This window comes from Citrobacter telavivensis (assembly GCA_009363175.1).
In the GTDB taxonomy this organism is placed as follows: domain Bacteria; phylum Pseudomonadota; class Gammaproteobacteria; order Enterobacterales; family Enterobacteriaceae; genus Citrobacter_A; species Citrobacter_A telavivensis.
In genome coordinates this window covers 4,442,672-4,461,583 of the sequence record CP045205.1, presented here as the reverse complement: position 1 = coordinate 4,461,583, position 18,912 = coordinate 4,442,672, and the positions used below count along the sequence as shown (strand labels likewise).

General features: G+C 52.3%; 17 protein-coding genes. 7 read left to right on the top strand and 10 right to left on the bottom strand.

What is annotated here, in order from left to right; all coding sequences use genetic code 11:
* Positions 1–35: 35 nt before the first annotated feature.
* Both yajL and panE read right to left on the bottom strand, forming a co-directional pair.
* Positions 36–626: a protein deglycase YajL gene (yajL, locus tag GBC03_23805; protein QFS73009.1), complete on the bottom strand. Its 591-nt coding sequence runs from the start codon at positions 624–626 to the stop codon at positions 36–38.
* Positions 589–1,500, bottom strand: a complete 912-nt coding sequence (panE, locus tag GBC03_23800; protein QFS73008.1) for a 2-dehydropantoate 2-reductase — start codon at positions 1,498–1,500, stop codon at positions 589–591. Before panE ends, yajL begins: the two co-directional genes overlap by 38 nt.
* Before the next feature lie 113 nt (positions 1,501–1,613).
* Between panE and GBC03_23795 the strand changes: the two genes are divergently transcribed.
* Positions 1,614–2,105: a YajQ family cyclic di-GMP-binding protein gene (locus GBC03_23795; protein ID QFS73007.1), complete on the top strand. Its 492-nt coding sequence runs from the start codon at positions 1,614–1,616 to the stop codon at positions 2,103–2,105.
* Positions 2,106–2,149: 44 nt separating this feature from the next.
* On the opposite strand, the gene GBC03_23790 is transcribed toward GBC03_23795, so the two are convergent.
* The 8 genes from GBC03_23790 to GBC03_23755 all read right to left on the bottom strand — a co-directional run bounded on the left by GBC03_23790 (position 2,150) and on the right by GBC03_23755 (position 11,088).
* The gene (locus GBC03_23790) at positions 2,150–3,514 is read right to left on the bottom strand and encodes an MFS transporter (GenBank protein ID QFS73006.1); all 1,365 of its coding nucleotides are present in this window, start codon (positions 3,512–3,514) and stop codon (positions 2,150–2,152) included.
* Positions 3,515–3,735: 221 nt separating this feature from the next.
* Positions 3,736–4,626 carry a protoheme IX farnesyltransferase gene (cyoE, locus tag GBC03_23785; GenBank protein QFS73005.1) on the bottom strand — a complete coding sequence of 297 codons (891 nt, stop codon included), beginning with the start codon at positions 4,624–4,626 and terminating at the stop codon, positions 3,736–3,738.
* Positions 4,627–4,637: 11 nt separating this feature from the next.
* Positions 4,638–4,967 (bottom strand): cytochrome o ubiquinol oxidase subunit IV, encoded by a 330-nt coding sequence (locus GBC03_23780; protein QFS73004.1) that lies wholly within the window; start codon positions 4,965–4,967, stop codon positions 4,638–4,640.
* Positions 4,967–5,581 carry a cytochrome o ubiquinol oxidase subunit III gene (locus GBC03_23775; protein ID QFS73003.1) on the bottom strand — a complete coding sequence of 205 codons (615 nt, stop codon included), beginning with the start codon at positions 5,579–5,581 and terminating at the stop codon, positions 4,967–4,969. Before GBC03_23775 ends, GBC03_23780 begins: the two co-directional genes overlap by 1 nt.
* The gene (locus tag GBC03_23770; GenBank protein ID QFS73002.1) at positions 5,571–7,562 is read right to left on the bottom strand and encodes a cytochrome o ubiquinol oxidase subunit I; all 1,992 of its coding nucleotides are present in this window, start codon (positions 7,560–7,562) and stop codon (positions 5,571–5,573) included. The genes GBC03_23775 and GBC03_23770 overlap by 11 nt, the downstream gene beginning before the upstream one ends.
* Positions 7,563–7,581: 19 nt before the next feature.
* A complete protein-coding gene (locus tag GBC03_23765; GenBank protein QFS73001.1) occupies positions 7,582–8,529 on the bottom strand; it encodes a cytochrome o ubiquinol oxidase subunit II in 948 nt (315 codons plus the stop codon).
* A 459-nt stretch (positions 8,530–8,988) separates the two neighbouring features.
* A complete protein-coding gene (gene ampG, locus GBC03_23760; GenBank protein ID QFS74113.1) occupies positions 8,989–10,464 on the bottom strand; it encodes a muropeptide MFS transporter AmpG in 1,476 nt (491 codons plus the stop codon).
* A gap of 45 nt (positions 10,465–10,509) precedes the next feature.
* Positions 10,510–11,088 (bottom strand): hypothetical protein, encoded by a 579-nt coding sequence (locus tag GBC03_23755; GenBank protein ID QFS73000.1) that lies wholly within the window; start codon positions 11,086–11,088, stop codon positions 10,510–10,512.
* 307 nt (positions 11,089–11,395) lie between these two features.
* On the opposite strand from GBC03_23755, the gene bolA reads away from it, so the two are divergent.
* From bolA to hupB, 6 genes are all read left to right on the top strand, one after another.
* Positions 11,396–11,713, top strand: coding sequence for a transcriptional regulator BolA (bolA, locus tag GBC03_23750; GenBank protein ID QFS72999.1), 318 nt, complete (start codon positions 11,396–11,398; stop codon positions 11,711–11,713).
* A gap of 341 nt (positions 11,714–12,054) precedes the next feature.
* Positions 12,055–13,353, top strand: coding sequence for a trigger factor (locus GBC03_23745; GenBank protein QFS72998.1), 1,299 nt, complete (start codon positions 12,055–12,057; stop codon positions 13,351–13,353).
* A gap of 245 nt (positions 13,354–13,598) precedes the next feature.
* A complete protein-coding gene (gene clpP, locus GBC03_23740) occupies positions 13,599–14,222 on the top strand; it encodes an ATP-dependent Clp endopeptidase proteolytic subunit ClpP (GenBank protein QFS72997.1) in 624 nt (207 codons plus the stop codon).
* Positions 14,223–14,349: 127 nt separating this feature from the next.
* Complete coding sequence (gene clpX, locus GBC03_23735; protein QFS72996.1) at positions 14,350–15,624, top strand: ATP-dependent protease ATP-binding subunit ClpX; 1,275 nt, start codon at positions 14,350–14,352, stop codon at positions 15,622–15,624.
* A 184-nt stretch (positions 15,625–15,808) separates the two neighbouring features.
* On the top strand, positions 15,809–18,163 hold the full coding sequence (locus GBC03_23730) for an endopeptidase La (protein QFS72995.1): 2,355 nt from the start codon (positions 15,809–15,811) through the stop codon (positions 18,161–18,163).
* A gap of 208 nt (positions 18,164–18,371) precedes the next feature.
* The gene (hupB, locus tag GBC03_23725) at positions 18,372–18,644 is read left to right on the top strand and encodes a DNA-binding protein HU-beta (GenBank protein QFS72994.1); all 273 of its coding nucleotides are present in this window, start codon (positions 18,372–18,374) and stop codon (positions 18,642–18,644) included.
* The last annotated feature ends 268 nt before the right edge of the window (positions 18,645–18,912 follow it).

Below are 18,912 nucleotides of genomic sequence, written 5' to 3'. Positions count from 1 at the left end.
TTAAGATTAAGTCGGCCGCTGGAGTGGCCTTGAAATTACTCGTAGTAGTTATAAATGCCTGCCGCCATCACCAGTTGCGACGCAACTTCATGGGCTTTCTCGCGCCCAACCAACAGGTCGATAATCTTTAAACCAAAATCGATTGAGGTGCCCGGGGCCTGACTGGTGAGCAACTTCACACGCGGGTCCCATACCACGCGTTTATCCTGCCACTGTTCAGCGGGAATTTTGTCTTTCAGCGCCGGAAAGCCCGTCATGTTGCCGATCGGGAAAATGTTGTGCGGAACGAGTACGGTGGCGGCAGCCGCGCAAATGGCAGCGACAATCCGTCCGGAACGGTGAAACTGCTTAACGGTTTCGACCAGCAGCGTGCTGTCGCGAAAACACTCGGCGCCTTTAATACCGCCCGGCAAGATGATGATGTCGTAATCACCATCGGCCACGGCAACCAGCGGCGCATCCGCCAACAGTTTTACACCGCGCGAGCAGACGATAGTCAGACTGCCGTCGCTGGCAACGCTCGCGGTGGTTACGTTAATTCCGCCACGAACCAGCAGATCGATAGTGGTGACCGCTTCGGTCTCTTCACTACCAGGGGCGAGGCATACCAGTGCCTGAGCGCTCATACTCACTCTCCTTTCGCTTTACTAACTCAAACAGACGGCTGTTTTCCGGCACCGCAATCCCGTGGGCACGGGCGCGTTTCAGCAGGTATCCGGTAATGTAGTCTATCTCGGTATGACGCAGAGCCTGAATGTCCTGCAACATGGATGAGATATTTTCCGCCGTACTGTCAATGACTTGCTCAACATAATAACGTAAATCGTCGACCGATGTATGGTGACCTTCGCGCTCAATGACCGCCGCAACTTCCTGGCAAATCAGATTCACCTCGTCAGGATGGTTACGCAATTCGCCATTCGGGCAGTTCCACAGCGCGGTCAGGGGATTGATCACGCAGTTCACCGCCAGCTTGCGCCACATTTCGGCGCGAATGTTGTTATGCCAGGCGACGTCGGGCAGTACGCATTGCAAGAGATCGGCAAGGTAGCTGAAATCGCCATCCTGCTCGCGCGCCGGGCCAATGCGCGTGGTGCCGTTCGCAACATGGATAATGACGTTGCCATCACGACGTGCGGCGTGGGTGGTTGTCCCCATCAACAGCGGTTGGTGGATATTTCGCAGTTCTTCAATCGTTCCCATACCGTTATGAATCAACAGGATCGGGGTTGTTTCCGGCAGCGTCGACGCCAGCGCTTTGACCGCGTCGGAAACCTGCCACGCTTTCAGCGTTACCAGCAGCAGATCGCTGGTGGCTAAAAACTCCGGATCGTTTGCCGTCAGGGATTCGTTAAATATCGATCCATCCGTCTCAATCACATTCACACTGCAATAGGGTTGCGGCACGCGTAGCCAACCCTGTACGTCATGTCCCTGTTTGCACAGTGCTGAAAGCCATAATTGCCCTAAGGCTCCGCACCCCAGTACGGTAATTTTCATTCTTCCTCCTCACCCGCAACAGCACCAGGTGTTTGCTAACATAGTATAGCGCTGTCTGTTGAGAGACTTTGCAGGTATTATGCTTCGCATCAAAAATGAAGGGAGAGGAAAAGATGCCATCTTTCGATATTGTTTCTGAAGTTGATCTTCAGGAAGCGCGTAATGGCGTAGATAATGCCATTCGTGAAGTTGAGTCACGCTTTGATTTTCGCGGCGTTGAAGCGACATTTGAGCTCAACGATGCCAATAAAACGATCAAAGTGCTGAGCGAATCCGATTTCCAGGTCAACCAGTTGCTGGACATTCTGCGTGCCAAGCTGCTTAAACGTGGCATTGAAGGGACGTCACTCGATGTGCCAGAAGAGTTCGTTCACAGCGGGAAAACCTGGTTTGTGGAAGCGAAACTGAAGCAGGGCATTGAGAGTGCGGTTCAGAAGAAAATTGTTAAGCTGATTAAAGACAGCAAGCTGAAGGTGCAGGCACAGATTCAGGGCGAAGAGATTCGCGTGACCGGGAAATCCCGTGATGACCTCCAGTCCGTAATGGCGCTGGTACGCGGTGGCGATTTGGGGCAGCCGTTCCAGTTTAAAAACTTCCGCGATTAATCTTTCACGGTCCGGTTTTCCGGACCGTTTTCCTTTTTACGCCTTTACGCCTGACTGATGGCCTGCTCAACCTCAAAGCGGTTGGTCAGTTTGCTGTCGATCTTCACGTAAGCGGAATGTTCCTGTTGTGCAATCAACACTTCACTGACGCCTTTTGTTGCCAGCAAACGCTGTTTCAGCACGTCATCGGCCGCAATCTCCGGCGGAATGACCACTCGCAGGCTGCTGACATAGGGCGGTTCTTTCATGGTGCTGGCGACGGCGAGCCAGACAACGGCTAAAAACGCGCCGGCAAGAAAAACGGTTTGCCCGTCAAACATTCCGTCAACCCAGCCGCCCAGCGATCCCCCCAACGCGACGCCGAGGAACTGGCTGGTGGAATAAACGCCCATGGCCGTCCCTTTGTAACCCGCCGGCGACTCTTTGCTGATTAGCGACGGGAGGAGCGCTTCCATCAGGTTGAAGGCGAGGAAGAACAGTTGTACGCCGATAATCAGTTCCCAGAAATGGGCGCCCGCGCCCCAGAGAACAATCTCGGCAATCACAATCAGCGCCACACAGAACAGGAACACCCGTTTCATCCGGCGCTTTACTTCGGCGTAGATAATGAACGGGACGACCGAGCCAAACGAAATCAGCATGGTCACCAGATACACTTTCCAGTGTTCTGCCGCAGGCAGACCGGCATCAGCCAGTTGGCCGGGCAGGGCAACGAAGGTGGACATCAGCAAAATGTGCAGACACATGATGCCGAAGTTGAGCTTCAGCAGTTTCGGTTCCGCCAGTACCTTGCTGAAACTGCCTTTGACCATTCCCGATTCGCGATTGAGCACGTGGTTGGCACTGTCAGGCACGACCCACAGCGTCAGGACGATCCCTGCCGTTGCCAGAACGGCAATCATCCAGAAGAGGGCGTTGAGCCCCAGGGCGTGGGTGATTATCGGCCCGAGCACCATCGCTATCGCGAAGGTGATGCCAAAGCTCACGCCAATAAACGCCATCGCCTTCGTGCGGTTTTGTTCGCGGGTTAAGTCAGACAGTAGCGCCATCACCGCGGCGGCAATCGCGCCCGACCCCTGTAAGGCACGGCCCAGAATAATGCCCCAGATGGAGTCCGACAGCGCGGCAATGATGCTGCCGAGGATAAACACGGCAAGTCCACCGACAATCAGCGGTTTGCGACCGATGCGGTCGGAGAGTAGCCCAAAAGGGATCTGAAAAATGGCCTGCGCCAGACCATAGATACCGATGGCGAGGCCAATTAAGGCTTCGCTGGCACCCTGTAGCGCCATGCCGTATGTGGTCAGAACCGGCAGGACCATAAACATGCCAAGCATGCGCAAAGAAAATACGGTCCCTAAACCCCAGGTGGCGCGCAACTCACCCGGCGTCATTTTATAATCGTTCATTCCCACCTCTGTCTCAATTTCGCGCCTAGTGTAAAGCGCTAAGCAGGCGGGGTAAATATGCGCTTTATTAACAAATGTTGGGGTTGTGAGTGGCGTCGGCTAGAGACGAAAATGCCGGATGACGATACTAACGTATCTTATCCGGCCTACTAGCAATATGCTTTTTTGTAGGCCGGATAAGGCGTCAGCCGCCATCCGGCATAGAAGATGTGACGATTAACTTACCAGACGTAGGTCAGCAGATTGTGCGAATCCGGGACCATAAAGTCGACGGACATCATCACGGAGAGCGCGGTAATGGCGATGATGGAGAAACCGAACAGCTTGCGCGCCCAGACTCTGTCATCTTCCACTTTATAACCGCGCAGCGCCATGCCCAACCACCAGACGCTCACCGCCGCAGCAACAATCAGGTATTTATAACCTGCATAGCCGCCCAGAGTTAGCATCAGCGTGGCGATAGCAAATGCCACGATGTACAGCGTGATATGGTTCTTCGCGACCGAAATGCCTTTCACCACCGGCAGAACCGGGATGTTAGCCGCCTGATAATCCTTAAAGCGGAAAATCGCGATGGCATAAGAGTGCGGCATCTGCCACAGGCTGAAAATCGCCAGCAGAATCAGCGCGCCGCTGTCGAACTCACCGGTTACCGCGCAGTAGCCGATCACCGGCGGCGCCGCGCCGGAGAGAGAGCCGATCAGCGTCCCGTAGACCGAGTGGCGCTTCATATACAGGCTGTAAACGCCCACATAAACCACAAAGCCCATCACGCCCAGCCAGCAGGCCAGAGGATTCGCGCCAAACCACAGCAGCATGAAGCCAGCAATACCCAGCAGGGTGGCGTACACCAGCGAGACCGCAGGGGAAATCAGACCTTTAACCAGCACGCGGTTTTTGGTCCTTTCCATCTTTCTGTCGATATCCCTGTCGATGTAGTTGTTAAATACACAACCCGACGCCACAACCAGTGACACTCCGACCAACGTGTAGATGAACAGGGGATAGTCGATGCTGCCCTTCGAGGCCAGCAGGAATCCCCCGATCACCGAGATCAGGTTGCCAAAGATGATGCCTGGTTTCGTTACTTGCAGGTATTGCTTAAACATCATAACCGCCGCTCTTAGTGCATCATCATATTGTAGTTGAGGTTCCACATGATCCAGATGGAACCGACAACCAGGATGGCGATGATCAGCACGGTAAAGACAAAGGCCGTCATGTTCCAACCTTCATCAGATTTGCTATTCATGTGCAGGAAGCACACCAGATGCACCAGAATCTGCACCACTGCCATTGCCAGGATAGTCCCCAGAATTACGGCCGGAGAGGCAGCACCCGTCATCACCATCCAGAACGGAATGACCGTCAGGATGATCGACAGGATAAACCCTGTCATGTAGGTTTTTACGCTGCCATGGGACGCGCCGCTGTTCACGTTAGAATGACTCATTACATCGCCCCCATCAGATAAACAACAGTGAACACACAGATCCACACCACATCCAGGAAGTGCCAGAACAGGCTCAGGCACATGATGCGGGTACGGTTGGTGCTGGTCAGGCCGCGACGGGCGACTTGCACCATCAGCACGGCCATCCAGATAAGACCGGAAGTCACGTGCAGACCGTGGGTGCCGACCAGCGCAAAGAACGCTGACAGGAAGCCGCTGCGATCCGGACCCATACCGTTAACAATCAGGTGATGGAATTCATAGATTTCCATCCCGATGAATCCGGCACCGAACAAGAAGGTCAACGCCAGCCAGGAAACCACCTGGCTTTTGTTGTTCTTGTGCATGGCGATCGCCGCCATGCCGTAGGTGATGGAGCTGAACAACAGCAGGAATGTTTCAACCAGAACGAACGGCAGTTCAAAAATGTCCTTACCTGTCGGGCCACCTGCGGTGCCGTTCACCAGAACGGCATAGGTTGCAAACAGAATAGAGAACAGAATGCAGTCGCTCATCAGGTAGATCCAAAATCCGAAGATTTTGGTCTGGCCTGCGTCGTGGTGCCCGTGTTCGTGCGCGTGGGCAGTCGCGTGCGCTAAAGTATCAGTTGCCATTTTTCAGCCCTGCCTTAGAAATCTCATCGAAATGCTGGTTTTCCAGTTTTTCGACTTCCGGGACTGGTACGTAGTAGTCCACGTCCTCGTCAAAGCTTTTCACAATCCAGCTGATGATCATGCCTGCGAAGCTTGCAATCGCCAGCCACCAGATATGCCAGATCATGGCGAAACCAAACAGTGTTGCGAAGGCGGTAATGACGATGCCGGCACCGCTGTTCTTCGGCATATGAATTTCTTCATAGTGCGCAGGCTGCTTGTACGCTTCACCTTTTTCTTTCATTTCCCAGAAGGCATCACGCTCGTGAACGTGTGGCACAATGGCAAAGTTGTAGAACGGCGGTGGAGAAGAGGTTGCCCACTCCAGCGTACGACCACCCCATGGGTCACCGGTCAGGTCACGGTTCTGCTCGCGGTCGCGAATAGAGACGTAGATCTGAATCAGCTGGCACAGGATACCCAGTGCAATCAGCGCGGCACCGCAGGCGGCAACGACCAGCATTGGATGGAACTGAGGGTCAATCTGCTGGCTGAGACGACGGGTCATACCCATAAAGCCCAGCACGTACAGCGGCATAAATGCCACGAAGAAGCCGATGATCCAGAACCAGAATGCGCGTTTACCCCAGGTTTCGTTCAGCGTGAAGCCAAACGCTTTTGGCCACCAGTAGGTCATACCTGCGAAGCAGCCAAATACGACGCCGCCGATGATAACGTTATGGAAGTGCGCAATCAGGAACAGACTGTTGTGCAGTACGAAGTCCGCACCCGGAACCGCCAACAGTACGCCGGTCATACCGCCGACTGAGAAGGTCACGATAAAGCCAATCGTCCACAGCATTGCTGAGTGGAATACGATACGGCCCTGATACATGGTGAACAGCCAGTTGAAGATCTTCACCCCGGTCGGGATGGCGATAATCATGGTGGTAATACCGAAGAAGGCGTTTACGTTAGCGCCTGCACCCATGGTGAAGAAGTGGTGCAGCCAAACAACGAACGACAGAACGGTGATACACACGGTTGCCCACACCAGCGAGGTGTAACCAAACAGACGTTTACGTGAGAAGGTTGCCGCGATTTCGGAGAACACCCCGAAGACCGGCAGAACCAGAATGTACACTTCCGGATGGCCCCAGGCCCAAATCAGGTTGATGTACATCATCATGTTGCCGCCCATATCATTGGTAAAGAAATGGGTACCCAGATAGCGATCCAGGGTCAGCAACGCGACGGTAACCGTCAGGATTGGGAAAGAAGCGATAATCAGGATGTTCGCGCACAGTGATGCCCAGGTAAATACCGGCATCTTGAACATGGTCATTCCTGGCGCACGCATCTTAATGATGGTCACAAAGAAGTTGATACCGGTCAGCGTTGTACCAATACCGGATAGCTGGACTGCCCATATCCAATAATCGACCCCGACGCTGGGACTGTACTCTATTCCCGAGAGCGGCGGATACGCCAGCCAACCGGTCTGTGCGAATTCACCTACGCCCAGAGACAGGTTAACCAGGATTACGCCGACAACGGTGAACCAGAAGCTCAGGTTGTTCAGGAATGGGAACGCAACGTCACGTGCGCCGATCTGCAGCGGAACCACCAGGTTCATCAGACCGATAACGAACGGCATTGCCACGAAGAAGATCATGATCACGCCGTGAGCCGTGAAGATCTGGTCGTAATGGTGAGGTGGCAAGAAGCCCGCTTCACCTGCAGAAGCCAGCGCCTGCTGGCTACGCATCATGATGGCGTCGGCAAAGCCACGAATCAACATGACGATTGCGACGATGACATACATGATGCCAAGGCGTTTGTGGTCAACCGAAGTCAGCCACTCTTTCCACAGGTAGGTCCACTTACCGAAGTAAGTGATTAGGCCCAGTAAGGCCGCACCACCGATGATAATGGCAGCGATCGTAACCATGACAATGGGTTCATGGAACGGCACTGCATCCAGCGTCAATTTTCCGAACATCGTATTCTTCCTCGGCCCCTTAGTGAGCGGATTCCGCGTGGCTCATGTCCATGCCTTCCATGCCTTCGTGTGCGTTGTGCTCACCTTCGGGTTGGGTCATGTCCATGCTCTTACCGTGAGCCATAAATTTGTTAATAACGTCTTTAAACAAATCGGGTTTCACGTTGGAGAAGTATTCCACCTGGTTGTATTCGCTTGGCGCAGCCACTTTCTCGAACGCAGCCATGTCGCTCATGGTGTTCGGTGACTGTTTCGCTTTAGCAACCCATTGGTCGAATGCGGCGCGGTCCTGTGTAGCGATAGCCTTGAATTTCATACCGGAGAAGCCAGGTCCGCTATAGCTTGCGGAGATACCATCATAGGTACCGGCTTCATTGGCGATCAGATGCAGTCGAGTCTGCATACCGGCCATGGCATAAATCTGGCTACCCAGACGTGGGATGAAGAAGGAGTTCATCACGGAGTTGGAGGTCACTTTGAAGTAAACCGGAGTGTTCGCCGGGAAGGCGATTTCATTCACGGTAGCAATGCCCTGTTCCGGGTAGATGAAGAACCATTTCCAGTCCATGGAAACCACTTCGATGGTAATGGGCTTCTCGTCATGCGCCAGCGGCTTGCTTGGCTCAAGAGCGTGAGTGGTTTTCCAGGTCAACACCGCAAGGAAAATAATGATTAAGATAGGCACCGTCCAGACCACAGCTTCCACTTTATTGGAGTGTGACCAGTTCGGGCTATACTTCGCATCTTTATTGCTTGCACGGTACTTCCAGGCAAAACCTACAGCCATCAAGATTGCAGGAATAACGACGATCAACATCAGGCCAAATGCCGTCAGTATCAGTGAACGTTGCTCCAGTCCAATCTGTCCTTTGGGATCTAACAGCGCAGAATTACAGCCACTGAGTAATGCAGTGCCTGCAATTAATGACATCCATCCCAAACTTTTATTGTATTTCCTGAGTCTCATTTAACGACCTCAATTCCACGGGACCTGGTGGCGTTTAAAGTGTGTGGGCATTTTACGGGAAGGTTACATTACTGTAAACATCATTGGATCTGTGTTACCGGGTTCTGCCGCCCGTGTCACATATGTTGCAAGATGTGTCGCCACTACATTAAGAACCTGTTGCAACATCACGTTATAACGAAAGGAGACTTCAGGGAGGTGACAGGAGGGCAATTGGTATAACCAATGCGAAAATAAAACAATTGCTTAACAACTGATTATCAATAAAGAGACAAATTAAATACAAAATATAAATGTGTTCAGGCTGAATCGATCAAGGAAAATAAAACCTATAAAAGGCGTCAATAATTTCCAGATTCTATTGCGCACAAAACAACAAATATTAATTTTTTCAGTTGCTGTTTATTTAGTCGATATAATTACGCAGGGTGATTACAACGGCTAAATAAGAGCGGCAGTTTACACCAGTCGCGTTTTGCGCAGCGCCAGATAGTCGAGCAATCCGCCAAACACGATGCCGAAAATGGCGACAGATAACGCGATTTCCAGTAATCCTGCGAGGAAGGAGAAGTTAGTAAAGTCCAGCGCGTTCATCGACAGGAGCAGCAGCCAGACGGCGAGCAACGCACATCCTGTCATCAGGATCCATAATGCCAGACTGTAGGCTGAACGGAACTCTGTGCGCGGCAGGAAACTTTCGCTCTGTCGCGTGTACTCCAGCGTTTGCCGACACACCAACAGCAATAGCAGACCCGGAACGGCCGCCACAACCGAGAAAAGATAAAATGTCGACCAGCCGTGGGCTTCGACAAACCAGCCGGCAACCGGACCAACATAGACGCGCCCCACGGCAGAAAGTGCCGACAACAGGGCAAACTGGGTGGCGGAAAACGACTTATTACACAGCGTCATCAGCAGCGCGACAAACGCCGACGTGCCCATTCCCCCGCACAGGTTTTCGAAAAACACGGCGGCAGCCATGCTGAACATGTGTTTGTCCGTCACCGAAAGGAGCCAGTATCCGGTGTTAGAGACGCCCTGCAGGATGCCGAAAAGCAGCAACGCGCGAAACAGCGTCAAACGTTGCATCAATACCCCGCCGTACAGCGCGCCAATAATGGTGGCAATCAATCCCAGCGTTTTATTGACGACGCCGACTTCACCGGCGTCGAAGCCAACGCCACGAATCAAAAAGGTGGTGGTCAGGGTCATCGCGAAGGCATCACCCAGCTTATAAAGGATGATGAGCAGCAAAATCAGCCAGGCGTTGTTGCGACCAAAGAAATCGCGCAGCGGGGCGGCCACTGCCTGTTCCAGCGTTTTTGGCACTGGAATAGTGTCAGTCGGTTCGGGAGCGAGCAGCGTGGAAATAATGCAGGGGATCAGAAATGCCGCCATCAGCCAGTACATGCCCTGCCAGCCGAGCCAGCGGTCGGCCATCCACAGTGCCAGTCCGCCGGACACCAGCATCCCGAGACGGTAGCCGAGCACGCTGATTGCCGCACCGGTTCCGCGCTCTTCTGCGGTTAAGACGTCCGTTTTCCAGGCGTCAAACACGATGTCCTGCGAGGCCGAGCAAAAGGCAATCACTACCGCCAGCGCTGCCATCCAGCGTAACTGGGTTCCCGGTTCCAGAAAGCCCATTGCGGCGATGGAAATCAGTAAGAGACATTGTGTCGTCAGTAACCATCCGCGCCGACGGCCTAAAAAGGGCGGCGTGTAACGGTCCATGACCGGAGACCAGAGAAACTTAAAGACATAGGCCTGACCGACCAGCGAAAAGAAACCGATGGTTTTCAGGTCGATATTTTCGACGGTCATCCACGCCTGAAGCGTACCGGAGGTGAGTGCGAGCGGCAGACCGGAGGCAAAGCCTAGCATCAGCAAAATGGCTGATTTCGGTTGCTGAAAAATGCGTAAGTAATGATTGGACATGGGCATGAAAACTGACCCGGCGAGGTGCCGGGTCAGTAGACGGAATTAACGCGCGTTTTGCTTGATGAAATCGTGGACGCTGGTGTCCTGAGACATGTCAGCGATAGTGTCGGTCAGGACGCTGTTAACCGCGTTAGCGATATTCTTGTTGGTGGCCTGGAAAGCCCCTTCAACAGAGTAGCTGGCACGGTAGTTTTTGGTCATCTTGTTGCCATTCGCTGCGGTGGCGATGATAGCGATATCCGCTTTGGTCGCGATGTTGTAGCGAACGTTGCCCTGAGATACGTCGGCATACAGCTGGTTCACGATAATCTGCAGGTTGACCGCACCGTTCGGGCCTACCATATAACCGCGGGAGGTCATCTGTTTTTCCAGTACTTCTTGTAACAGGAAGCGCAGATCGCGAGAAGCGGTCAGCGTGACCAGTTGATTGTCGCGGGTCACTTTCGCCAGCGCCTGGTCCGGACGCTGATCGGCGCCGTTGATGCTGACGGTCACACCCATCAGACTGGGATCCTGCTGCGGAAGCGTGATTTTAGGCGAAACGTCAATCGTGGTTGGCGGTGTCGCACAGCCTGCCAGCATGAAAAGCGCGATTAACGGGAAGAGGATTTTTTTTAGCATGTTCGTGTTCTCAGTAACTCTGAATCATATGGATAGAGAATAATTTCCGCCATCATAACATCGCCAACGGCGAGGGGAAGTGGGTAACGTATGTAAATTCATCATGTTGTCCGAATAATGAGGTGACAGGGATTAAATTTGGGGTTTATGCCATCGACCAAAGGGTTGAATCAGTAAACTTCATCGCTTTGACAGCGAAAATCAGACGAAGGCTAAATTTTTGTTGTAATGGTGTAATGGAACCGGTAAAAGCGGCTAATATTTAAAGGGATGGGTGACATCTCAGCGCCGTTTGAGGAGATATATCATGATGATACGTGAGCAAATAGAAGAAAAATTAAGGGCAGCGTTCCAACCCGTGTTCCTCGAAGTCGTGGATGAAAGCTATCGTCACAATGTCCCGGCTGGTTCAGAAAGCCATTTTAAAGTCGTTCTGGTTAGCGATCGCTTTACCGGCGAGCGTTTTTTGAATCGTCATCGGATGATCTACGGTACGTTAACCGCAGAACTGTCCACAACGGTCCATGCGCTGGCGCTACATACCTATACCATTAAAGAATGGGAAGGATTGCAGGATACGATCTTTGCGTCGCCACCGTGTCGTGGAGCGGGAAGCATCGCTTAAAAACGCATTTGCAACCGCTGGCGTTTTTCCAGTATGTTGCTAAAGATTATGTGAAAACGGCCTGCGGGCCGTTTTGTTTTGTCTGAATTTTGCACTGGTCAGACCCTTTTCAGGGCAAAAATAGCCGGGAATTGTGAAAAATGCCGCAGCAACGCGCAATAACCGTTCTCGACTCATAAAAGTGATGCCGCTATAATGCCGCGTCTTATTTGAATGTCTTCGGGATGATTCTGACGACAGGGAATGTGATTGATTAAGAGAACATCCCGGTTCCGCGAAGCTAATAATCTGTGCTTGCGGAGTAGAGTTGACCGAGCACTGTGATTTTTTGAGGTAACAAGATGCAAGTTTCAGTTGAAACCACTCAAGGCCTTGGCCGCCGTGTAACGATTACTATCGCTGCTGACAGCATCGAGACCGCTGTTAAAAGCGAGCTGGTCAACGTAGCGAAGAAAGTACGTATTGACGGCTTCCGTAAAGGCAAAGTACCGATGAATGTTGTTGCTCAGCGTTATGGCGCGTCTGTTCGCCAGGACGTTCTGGGTGACCTGATGAGCCGCAACTTCGTTGATGCCATCATCAAAGAAAAAATCAATCCAGCGGGTGCACCGAACTACGTTCCGGGCGAATACAAACTGGGTGAAGACTTCACCTACGCGGTTGAATTCGAAGTCTATCCGGAAGTTGAACTGACCGGTCTGGACGCAATCGAAGTTGAAAAACCGGTTGTTGACGTTACCGACGCCGATGTTGACGTGATGCTGGACACTCTGCGTAAGCAGCAGGCGACCTGGAAAGATAAAGACGGCGCTGCGGATGCAGAAGACCGCGTCACCCTCGACTTTACTGGTTCTGTAGACGGCGAAGAGTTCGAAGGCGGTAAAGCGTCTGATTTCGTACTGGCAATGGGCCAGGGTCGTATGATCCCGGGCTTTGAAGACGGTATCAAAGGTCACAAAGCAGGCGAAGAGTTCACCATCGACGTGACCTTCCCGGAAGACTACCACGCTGAAAACCTGAAAGGTAAAGCGGCGAAATTTGCCATTAACCTGAAGAAAGTGGAAGAGCGTGAGCTGCCGGAACTGACTGAAGAATTCATCAAACGTTTCGGCGTTGAAGATGGTTCTGTTGCCGGTCTGCGTGCTGAAGTGCGTAAAAACATGGAACGCGAGCTGAAAGGCGCAGTGCGTAACCGTGTTAAAACTCAGGCCATCGACGGTCTGGTGAAAGCGAACGACATCGACGTTCCTGCTGCTCTGATCGACAGCGAAATCGACGTTCTGCGTCGTCAGGCTGCTCAGCGTTTCGGCGGTAACGAGAAACAAGCTCTGGAACTGCCGCGTGAACTGTTCGAAGAACAGGCTAAGCGTCGCGTAGTGGTTGGTTTGCTGCTGGGCGAAGTGATTCGTACCAATGAACTGAAAGCGGATGAAGATCGCGTGAAGGGCCTGATCGAAGAGATGGCTTCTGCTTACGAAGATCCGAAAGAAGTGATCGAGTTCTACAGCAAAAATAAAGAGCTGATGGACAACATGCGCAACGTCGCTCTGGAAGAACAGGCTGTTGAAGCGGTTCTGGCGAAAGCGAAAGTGACTGAAAAAGCCACGACCTTCAATGAGCTGATGAACCAGCAGGCGTAATTCCGCTTAATCGCGCGAAATTCGCACAAAGGCCCGTCACCGTCAGGTGGCGGGTCTTTTTTTTGTCACGACTTTTGCATGGAAGAGTGCGAAAAAGCGTTTTTCGGTGTTAGCGTTAAAGCAAAAGATTGTTATGCTTGAATTATGGCGATGCCGTACCCATAACAGAGGGACTAGCTGATAATCCGTCCATAAGGTTACAATCGGTACAGCAGGTTTTTTCATTTTTTATCCAGGAGACGGAAATGTCATACAGCGGCGAACGAGATAACTTTGCACCCCATATGGCGCTGGTGCCGATGGTCATTGAACAGACCTCACGTGGTGAGCGCTCTTTTGATATCTACTCTCGTCTACTTAAGGAACGTGTCATTTTTCTGACCGGCCAGGTCGAAGATCATATGGCTAACCTGATTGTGGCGCAGATGCTGTTCCTGGAAGCGGAAAACCCGGAAAAAGATATCTACCTGTACATTAACTCTCCGGGTGGCGTGATCACCGCAGGCATGTCGATTTATGACACCATGCAGTTTATTAAGCCAGACGTCAGCACCATCTGTATGGGCCAGGCGGCCTCGATGGGCGCGTTCTTGCTGACAGCCGGGGCGAAAGGTAAACGTTTCTGCCTGCCGAACTCCCGCGTTATGATTCACCAGCCGTTGGGTGGTTACCAGGGTCAGGCAACAGATATTGAAATTCACGCCCGTGAAATCCTGAAAGTAAAAGGGCGTATGAACGAACTTATGGCACACCATACGGGTCAATCTCTTGAGCAGATTGAACGTGATACTGAGCGCGATCGCTTCCTCTCTGCCGCTGAGGCAGTTGAGTATGGCTTAGTCGACTCGATTTTGACCCATCGTAATTGATGCCCGGGGCGCAACTCTGCCGCTATACTTACCAGGGGCGGCACAACGCGACAAAGCGAGTTGCGCCTGAGAATGGCATTTTGCGTCGTCGTGTGCGGCACAAAGAACAAAGAAGAGGTTTTGACTCATGACAGATAAACGCAAAGATGGCTCGGGCAAATTGTTGTACTGCTCTTTTTGCGGCAAAAGCCAGCATGAAGTGCGTAAGCTCATCGCCGGTCCATCCGTGTATATCTGCGATGAATGTGTCGATTTGTGTAACGACATCATTCGCGAAGAGATTAAGGAAGTTGCACCGCATCGTGAACGCAGTGCGCTGCCGACGCCACACGAAATTCGTAACCACCTTGACGATTACGTCATTGGTCAGGAACAGGCGAAGAAAGTGCTGGCGGTCGCGGTATACAACCACTACAAACGTCTGCGCAATGGCGACACCAGCAATGGCGTCGAATTGGGCAAAAGTAACATTCTGCTGATCGGCCCGACCGGTTCCGGTAAAACGCTGTTGGCGGAAACGCTGGCGCGTCTGCTGGACGTCCCGTTCACGATGGCGGATGCCACCACGCTGACCGAAGCGGGTTACGTGGGTGAAGACGTTGAGAACATTATTCAGAAACTGTTGCAGAAGTGCGACTACGATGTGCAGAAGGCACAGCGTGGTATCGTCTATATCGATGAAATTGATAAGATTTCCCGCAAGTCTGACAACCCGTCGATTACCCGTGACGTTTCCGGCGAAGGCGTACAGCAGGCGCTGCTGAAACTGATCGAAGGGACGGTTGCCGCCGTTCCGCCGCAGGGTGGACGTAAACATCCGCAACAGGAATTCTTGCAGGTAGATACCTCTAAGATCCTGTTTATCTGTGGCGGCGCATTTGCCGGTCTGGATAAAGTGATCGCCAACCGCGTTGAAACCGGCTCCGGCATTGGCTTTGGCGCGACGGTGAAAGCGAAATCCGACAAGGCCAGCGAAGGCGAACTGCTCTCGCAGGTAGAACCGGAAGATTTGATCAAGTTCGGTCTGATTCCTGAGTTCATCGGTCGTCTGCCGGTCGTGGCGACGCTGAGTGAACTGAGCGAAGAAGCGCTGATCCAGATCCTGAAAGAGCCGAAAAACGCCCTGACCAAGCAGTATCAGGCGTTGTTCAACCTCGAAGGCGTTGACCTGGAATTCCGCGACGAAGCGCTGGATGCGATTGCCCGCAAAGCGATGGCGCGTAAAACCGGTGCCCGTGGTCTGCGTTCCATCGTAGAAGCCGCGCTGTTGGATACCATGTACGATCTGCCTTCAATGGAAGACGTCGAAAAAGTGGTGATTGATGAGTCGGTGATCGGCGGTCAGAGCAAGCCATTACTGATTTACGGTAAGCCGGAAGCGCAGCAGGCATCTGGTGAATAATTAACCAATTCATACAATCAGTTAATCAGAAAGGGGGGATTTTATCTCCCCTTTTATTTTTCCGTAAACATGGCGTTGAATGTGTGGGAAACATCCCCATATACTGACATACATGTTAAAGGTGGCGTGAAGCACAGCTATGCCATCTGATTACCTGGCGGACACTAAACTAAGAGAGAGCTCTATGAATCCTGAGCGTTCTGAACGCATTGAAATCCCCGTATTGCCGTTGCGCGATGTGGTGGTTTATCCGCACATGGTCATACCCTTGTTTGTAGGGCGGGAAAAATCTATCCGTTGTCTGGAAGCGGCTATGGACCATGATAAAAAAATCATGCTGGTCGCCCAGAAAGAAGCATCAACGGATGAGCCGGGTGTAAACGATCTTTTCACCGTCGGGACCGTGGCCTCTATTTTGCAGATGCTGAAATTGCCTGACGGCACCGTCAAAGTGCTGGTCGAGGGGTTACAGCGTGCGCGTATTTCTGCGCTGTCTGATAACGGCGAGCACTTCTCTGCGAAAGCGGAATATCTTGATTCGCCTGCTATTGATGAGCGCGAACAGGAAGTGCTGGTACGGACGGCTATTAGTCAGTTCGAAGGCTATATCAAGCTGAACAAGAAAATCCCACCAGAAGTGCTGACGTCGCTCAATAGCATCGACGATCCGGCGCGCCTGGCGGACACCATCGCGGCCCATATGCCGTTGAAGTTAGCGGATAAACAGTCCGTGCTGGAAATGTCAGACGTGAACGAGCGTCTGGAGTATCTGATGGCGATGATGGAGTCCGAAATCGATCTGTTGCAGGTTGAGAAGCGTATTCGCAACCGCGTGAAAAAGCAGATGGAGAAATCTCAGCGTGAGTACTATCTGAATGAGCAGATGAAGGCGATTCAGAAAGAACTCGGTGAAATGGACGACGCGCCGGACGAAAACGAAGCGCTGAAGCGTAAGATCGACGCGGCGAAAATGCCGAAAGAGGCGAAAGAGAAAGCCGAAGCTGAACTACAGAAGCTGAAAATGATGTCTCCGATGTCGGCTGAAGCGACCGTCGTGCGTGGCTATATCGACTGGATGGTACAGGTGCCGTGGAATGCGCGTAGCAAGGTCAAAAAAGACCTGCGTCAGGCGCAGGAAATCCTCGATACCGACCATTACGGTCTGGAACGTGTGAAAGACCGCATCCTTGAGTATCTCGCGGTACAAAGCCGTGTAAACAAAATCAAGGGACCGATCCTGTGCCTGGTGGGACCGCCGGGGGTGGGTAAAACCTCTCTGGGTCAGTCCATCGCTAAAGCGACCGGGCGTAAATACATCCGTATGGCGCTGGGCGGCGTGCGTGATGAAGCGGAAATTCGTGGTCACCGTCGGACGTATATCGGTTCTATGCCGGGTAAACTGATCCAGAAAATGGCCAAAGTGGGCGTTAAAAACCCGCTGTTCCTGCTTGATGAGATCGACAAAATGTCTTCTGACATGCGTGGCGATCCGGCATCCGCACTGCTTGAGGTGCTGGATCCTGAGCAGAACGTGGCGTTCAGCGATCATTACCTGGAAGTGGACTACGATCTCAGCGACGTGATGTTTGTAGCGACCTCCAACTCCATGAACATTCCGGCACCGCTGCTGGATCGTATGGAAGTGATCCGTCTGTCCGGTTATACCGAAGACGAGAAGCTGAACATTGCCAAGCAGCATCTGCTGCCGAAACAGATCGAACGTAATGCGCTGAAGAAAGGTGAACTGACGGTCGACGACAGCGCCATTATCGGCATTATTCGTTACTACACCCGTGAAGCTGGCGTGCGTAGTCTGGAGCGTGAAATCTCCAAACTGTGCCGTAAAGCGGTTAAGCAGTTGCTGCTGGATAAGTCACTGAAACATATTGTGATCAATGGCGATAACCTGCACGACTACCTGGGCGTACAGCGCTTTGACTATGGTCGTGCGGATAATGAAAACCGTGTCGGCCAGGTGACCGGTCTGGCGTGGACGGAGGTGGGCGGCGACCTGTTGACCATCGAAACCGCCTGCGTACCGGGCAAAGGCAAGCTGACCTACACCGGTTCGCTGGGTGAAGTGATGCAGGAATCCATCCAGGCAGCGCTGACCGTAGTACGCGCGCGCGCGGAAAAACTGGGTATTAATCCGGACTTTTACGAAAAACGCGATATTCACGTTCACGTACCAGAAGGGGCGACGCCGAAAGACGGTCCGAGCGCTGGTATTGCGATGTGTACCGCGCTGGTTTCCTGTCTGACCGGCAACCCGGTGCGTGCTGATGTGGCGATGACCGGTGAGATCACCCTGCGTGGTCAGGTACTGCCGATCGGTGGGTTAAAAGAAAAACTTCTGGCTGCACACCGTGGTGGTATTAAAACGGTCTTAATTCCAGATGAAAACAAACGCGACCTGGAAGAGATTCCGGACAATGTTATTGCCGATTTGGACATCCATCCGGTGAAACGCATTGAAGAGGTTTTGACCCTCGCTTTGCAAAATGAACCCTCTGGAATGCAGGTTGTGACGGCAAAATAGTGACCTCGCGCAAAGAGCACTAATAAAAACAGGGCTGGCAGGCCATTTCGTACTTGCCAGCCTTTTTTTGTATAGCTAATTTAGATGACGGATTGGGCTTGCCATCATTATCGGGTGTTGTAAGGGCATGGCAGGCCTGATATAACTGCTGCGCGGTCGTACTTTGAAGGACTCAGGTGCGATATAAATTATAATGAGGAAGAGAAGAGTGAATAAATCTCAACTGATCGACAAAATTGCTGCAGGGGCTGATATCTCCAAAGCTGCGGCTGGGCGTGCGTTAGACGCAATTATTGCTTCTGTTACCGAATCTCTGAAAGAAGGGGATGACGTTGCGCTGGTAGGTTTTGGTACTTTTGCTGTTAAAGAGCGTGCTGCCCGTACTGGTCGCAACCCGCAAACAGGTAAAGAGATCGCCATTGCTGCCGCCAAAGTACCTGGTTTCCGTGCAGGTAAAGCACTGAAAGACGCAGTAAACTAAGCGTGATCCCCTTCCGGGGACAGGACTCAGTACAAGGGCGCATCAACTGATGTGCCTTTTTTATTTTTGCAGCGATTTTATACACGTTGTGGGCTGACAATTGCCCCCGTTTCTTGTCACAATAGACCTTTATGCGCAGTGTTCAGGAAACGCTATGCTGCGTAATGCGTATATACACAAAGATATTCACGTTGCATCGGGCCAGTTCATGACGAAGCAGCCTGAATGATGCAGTGTATAGTCACCTACAGCGGAGTGTGGTTACACC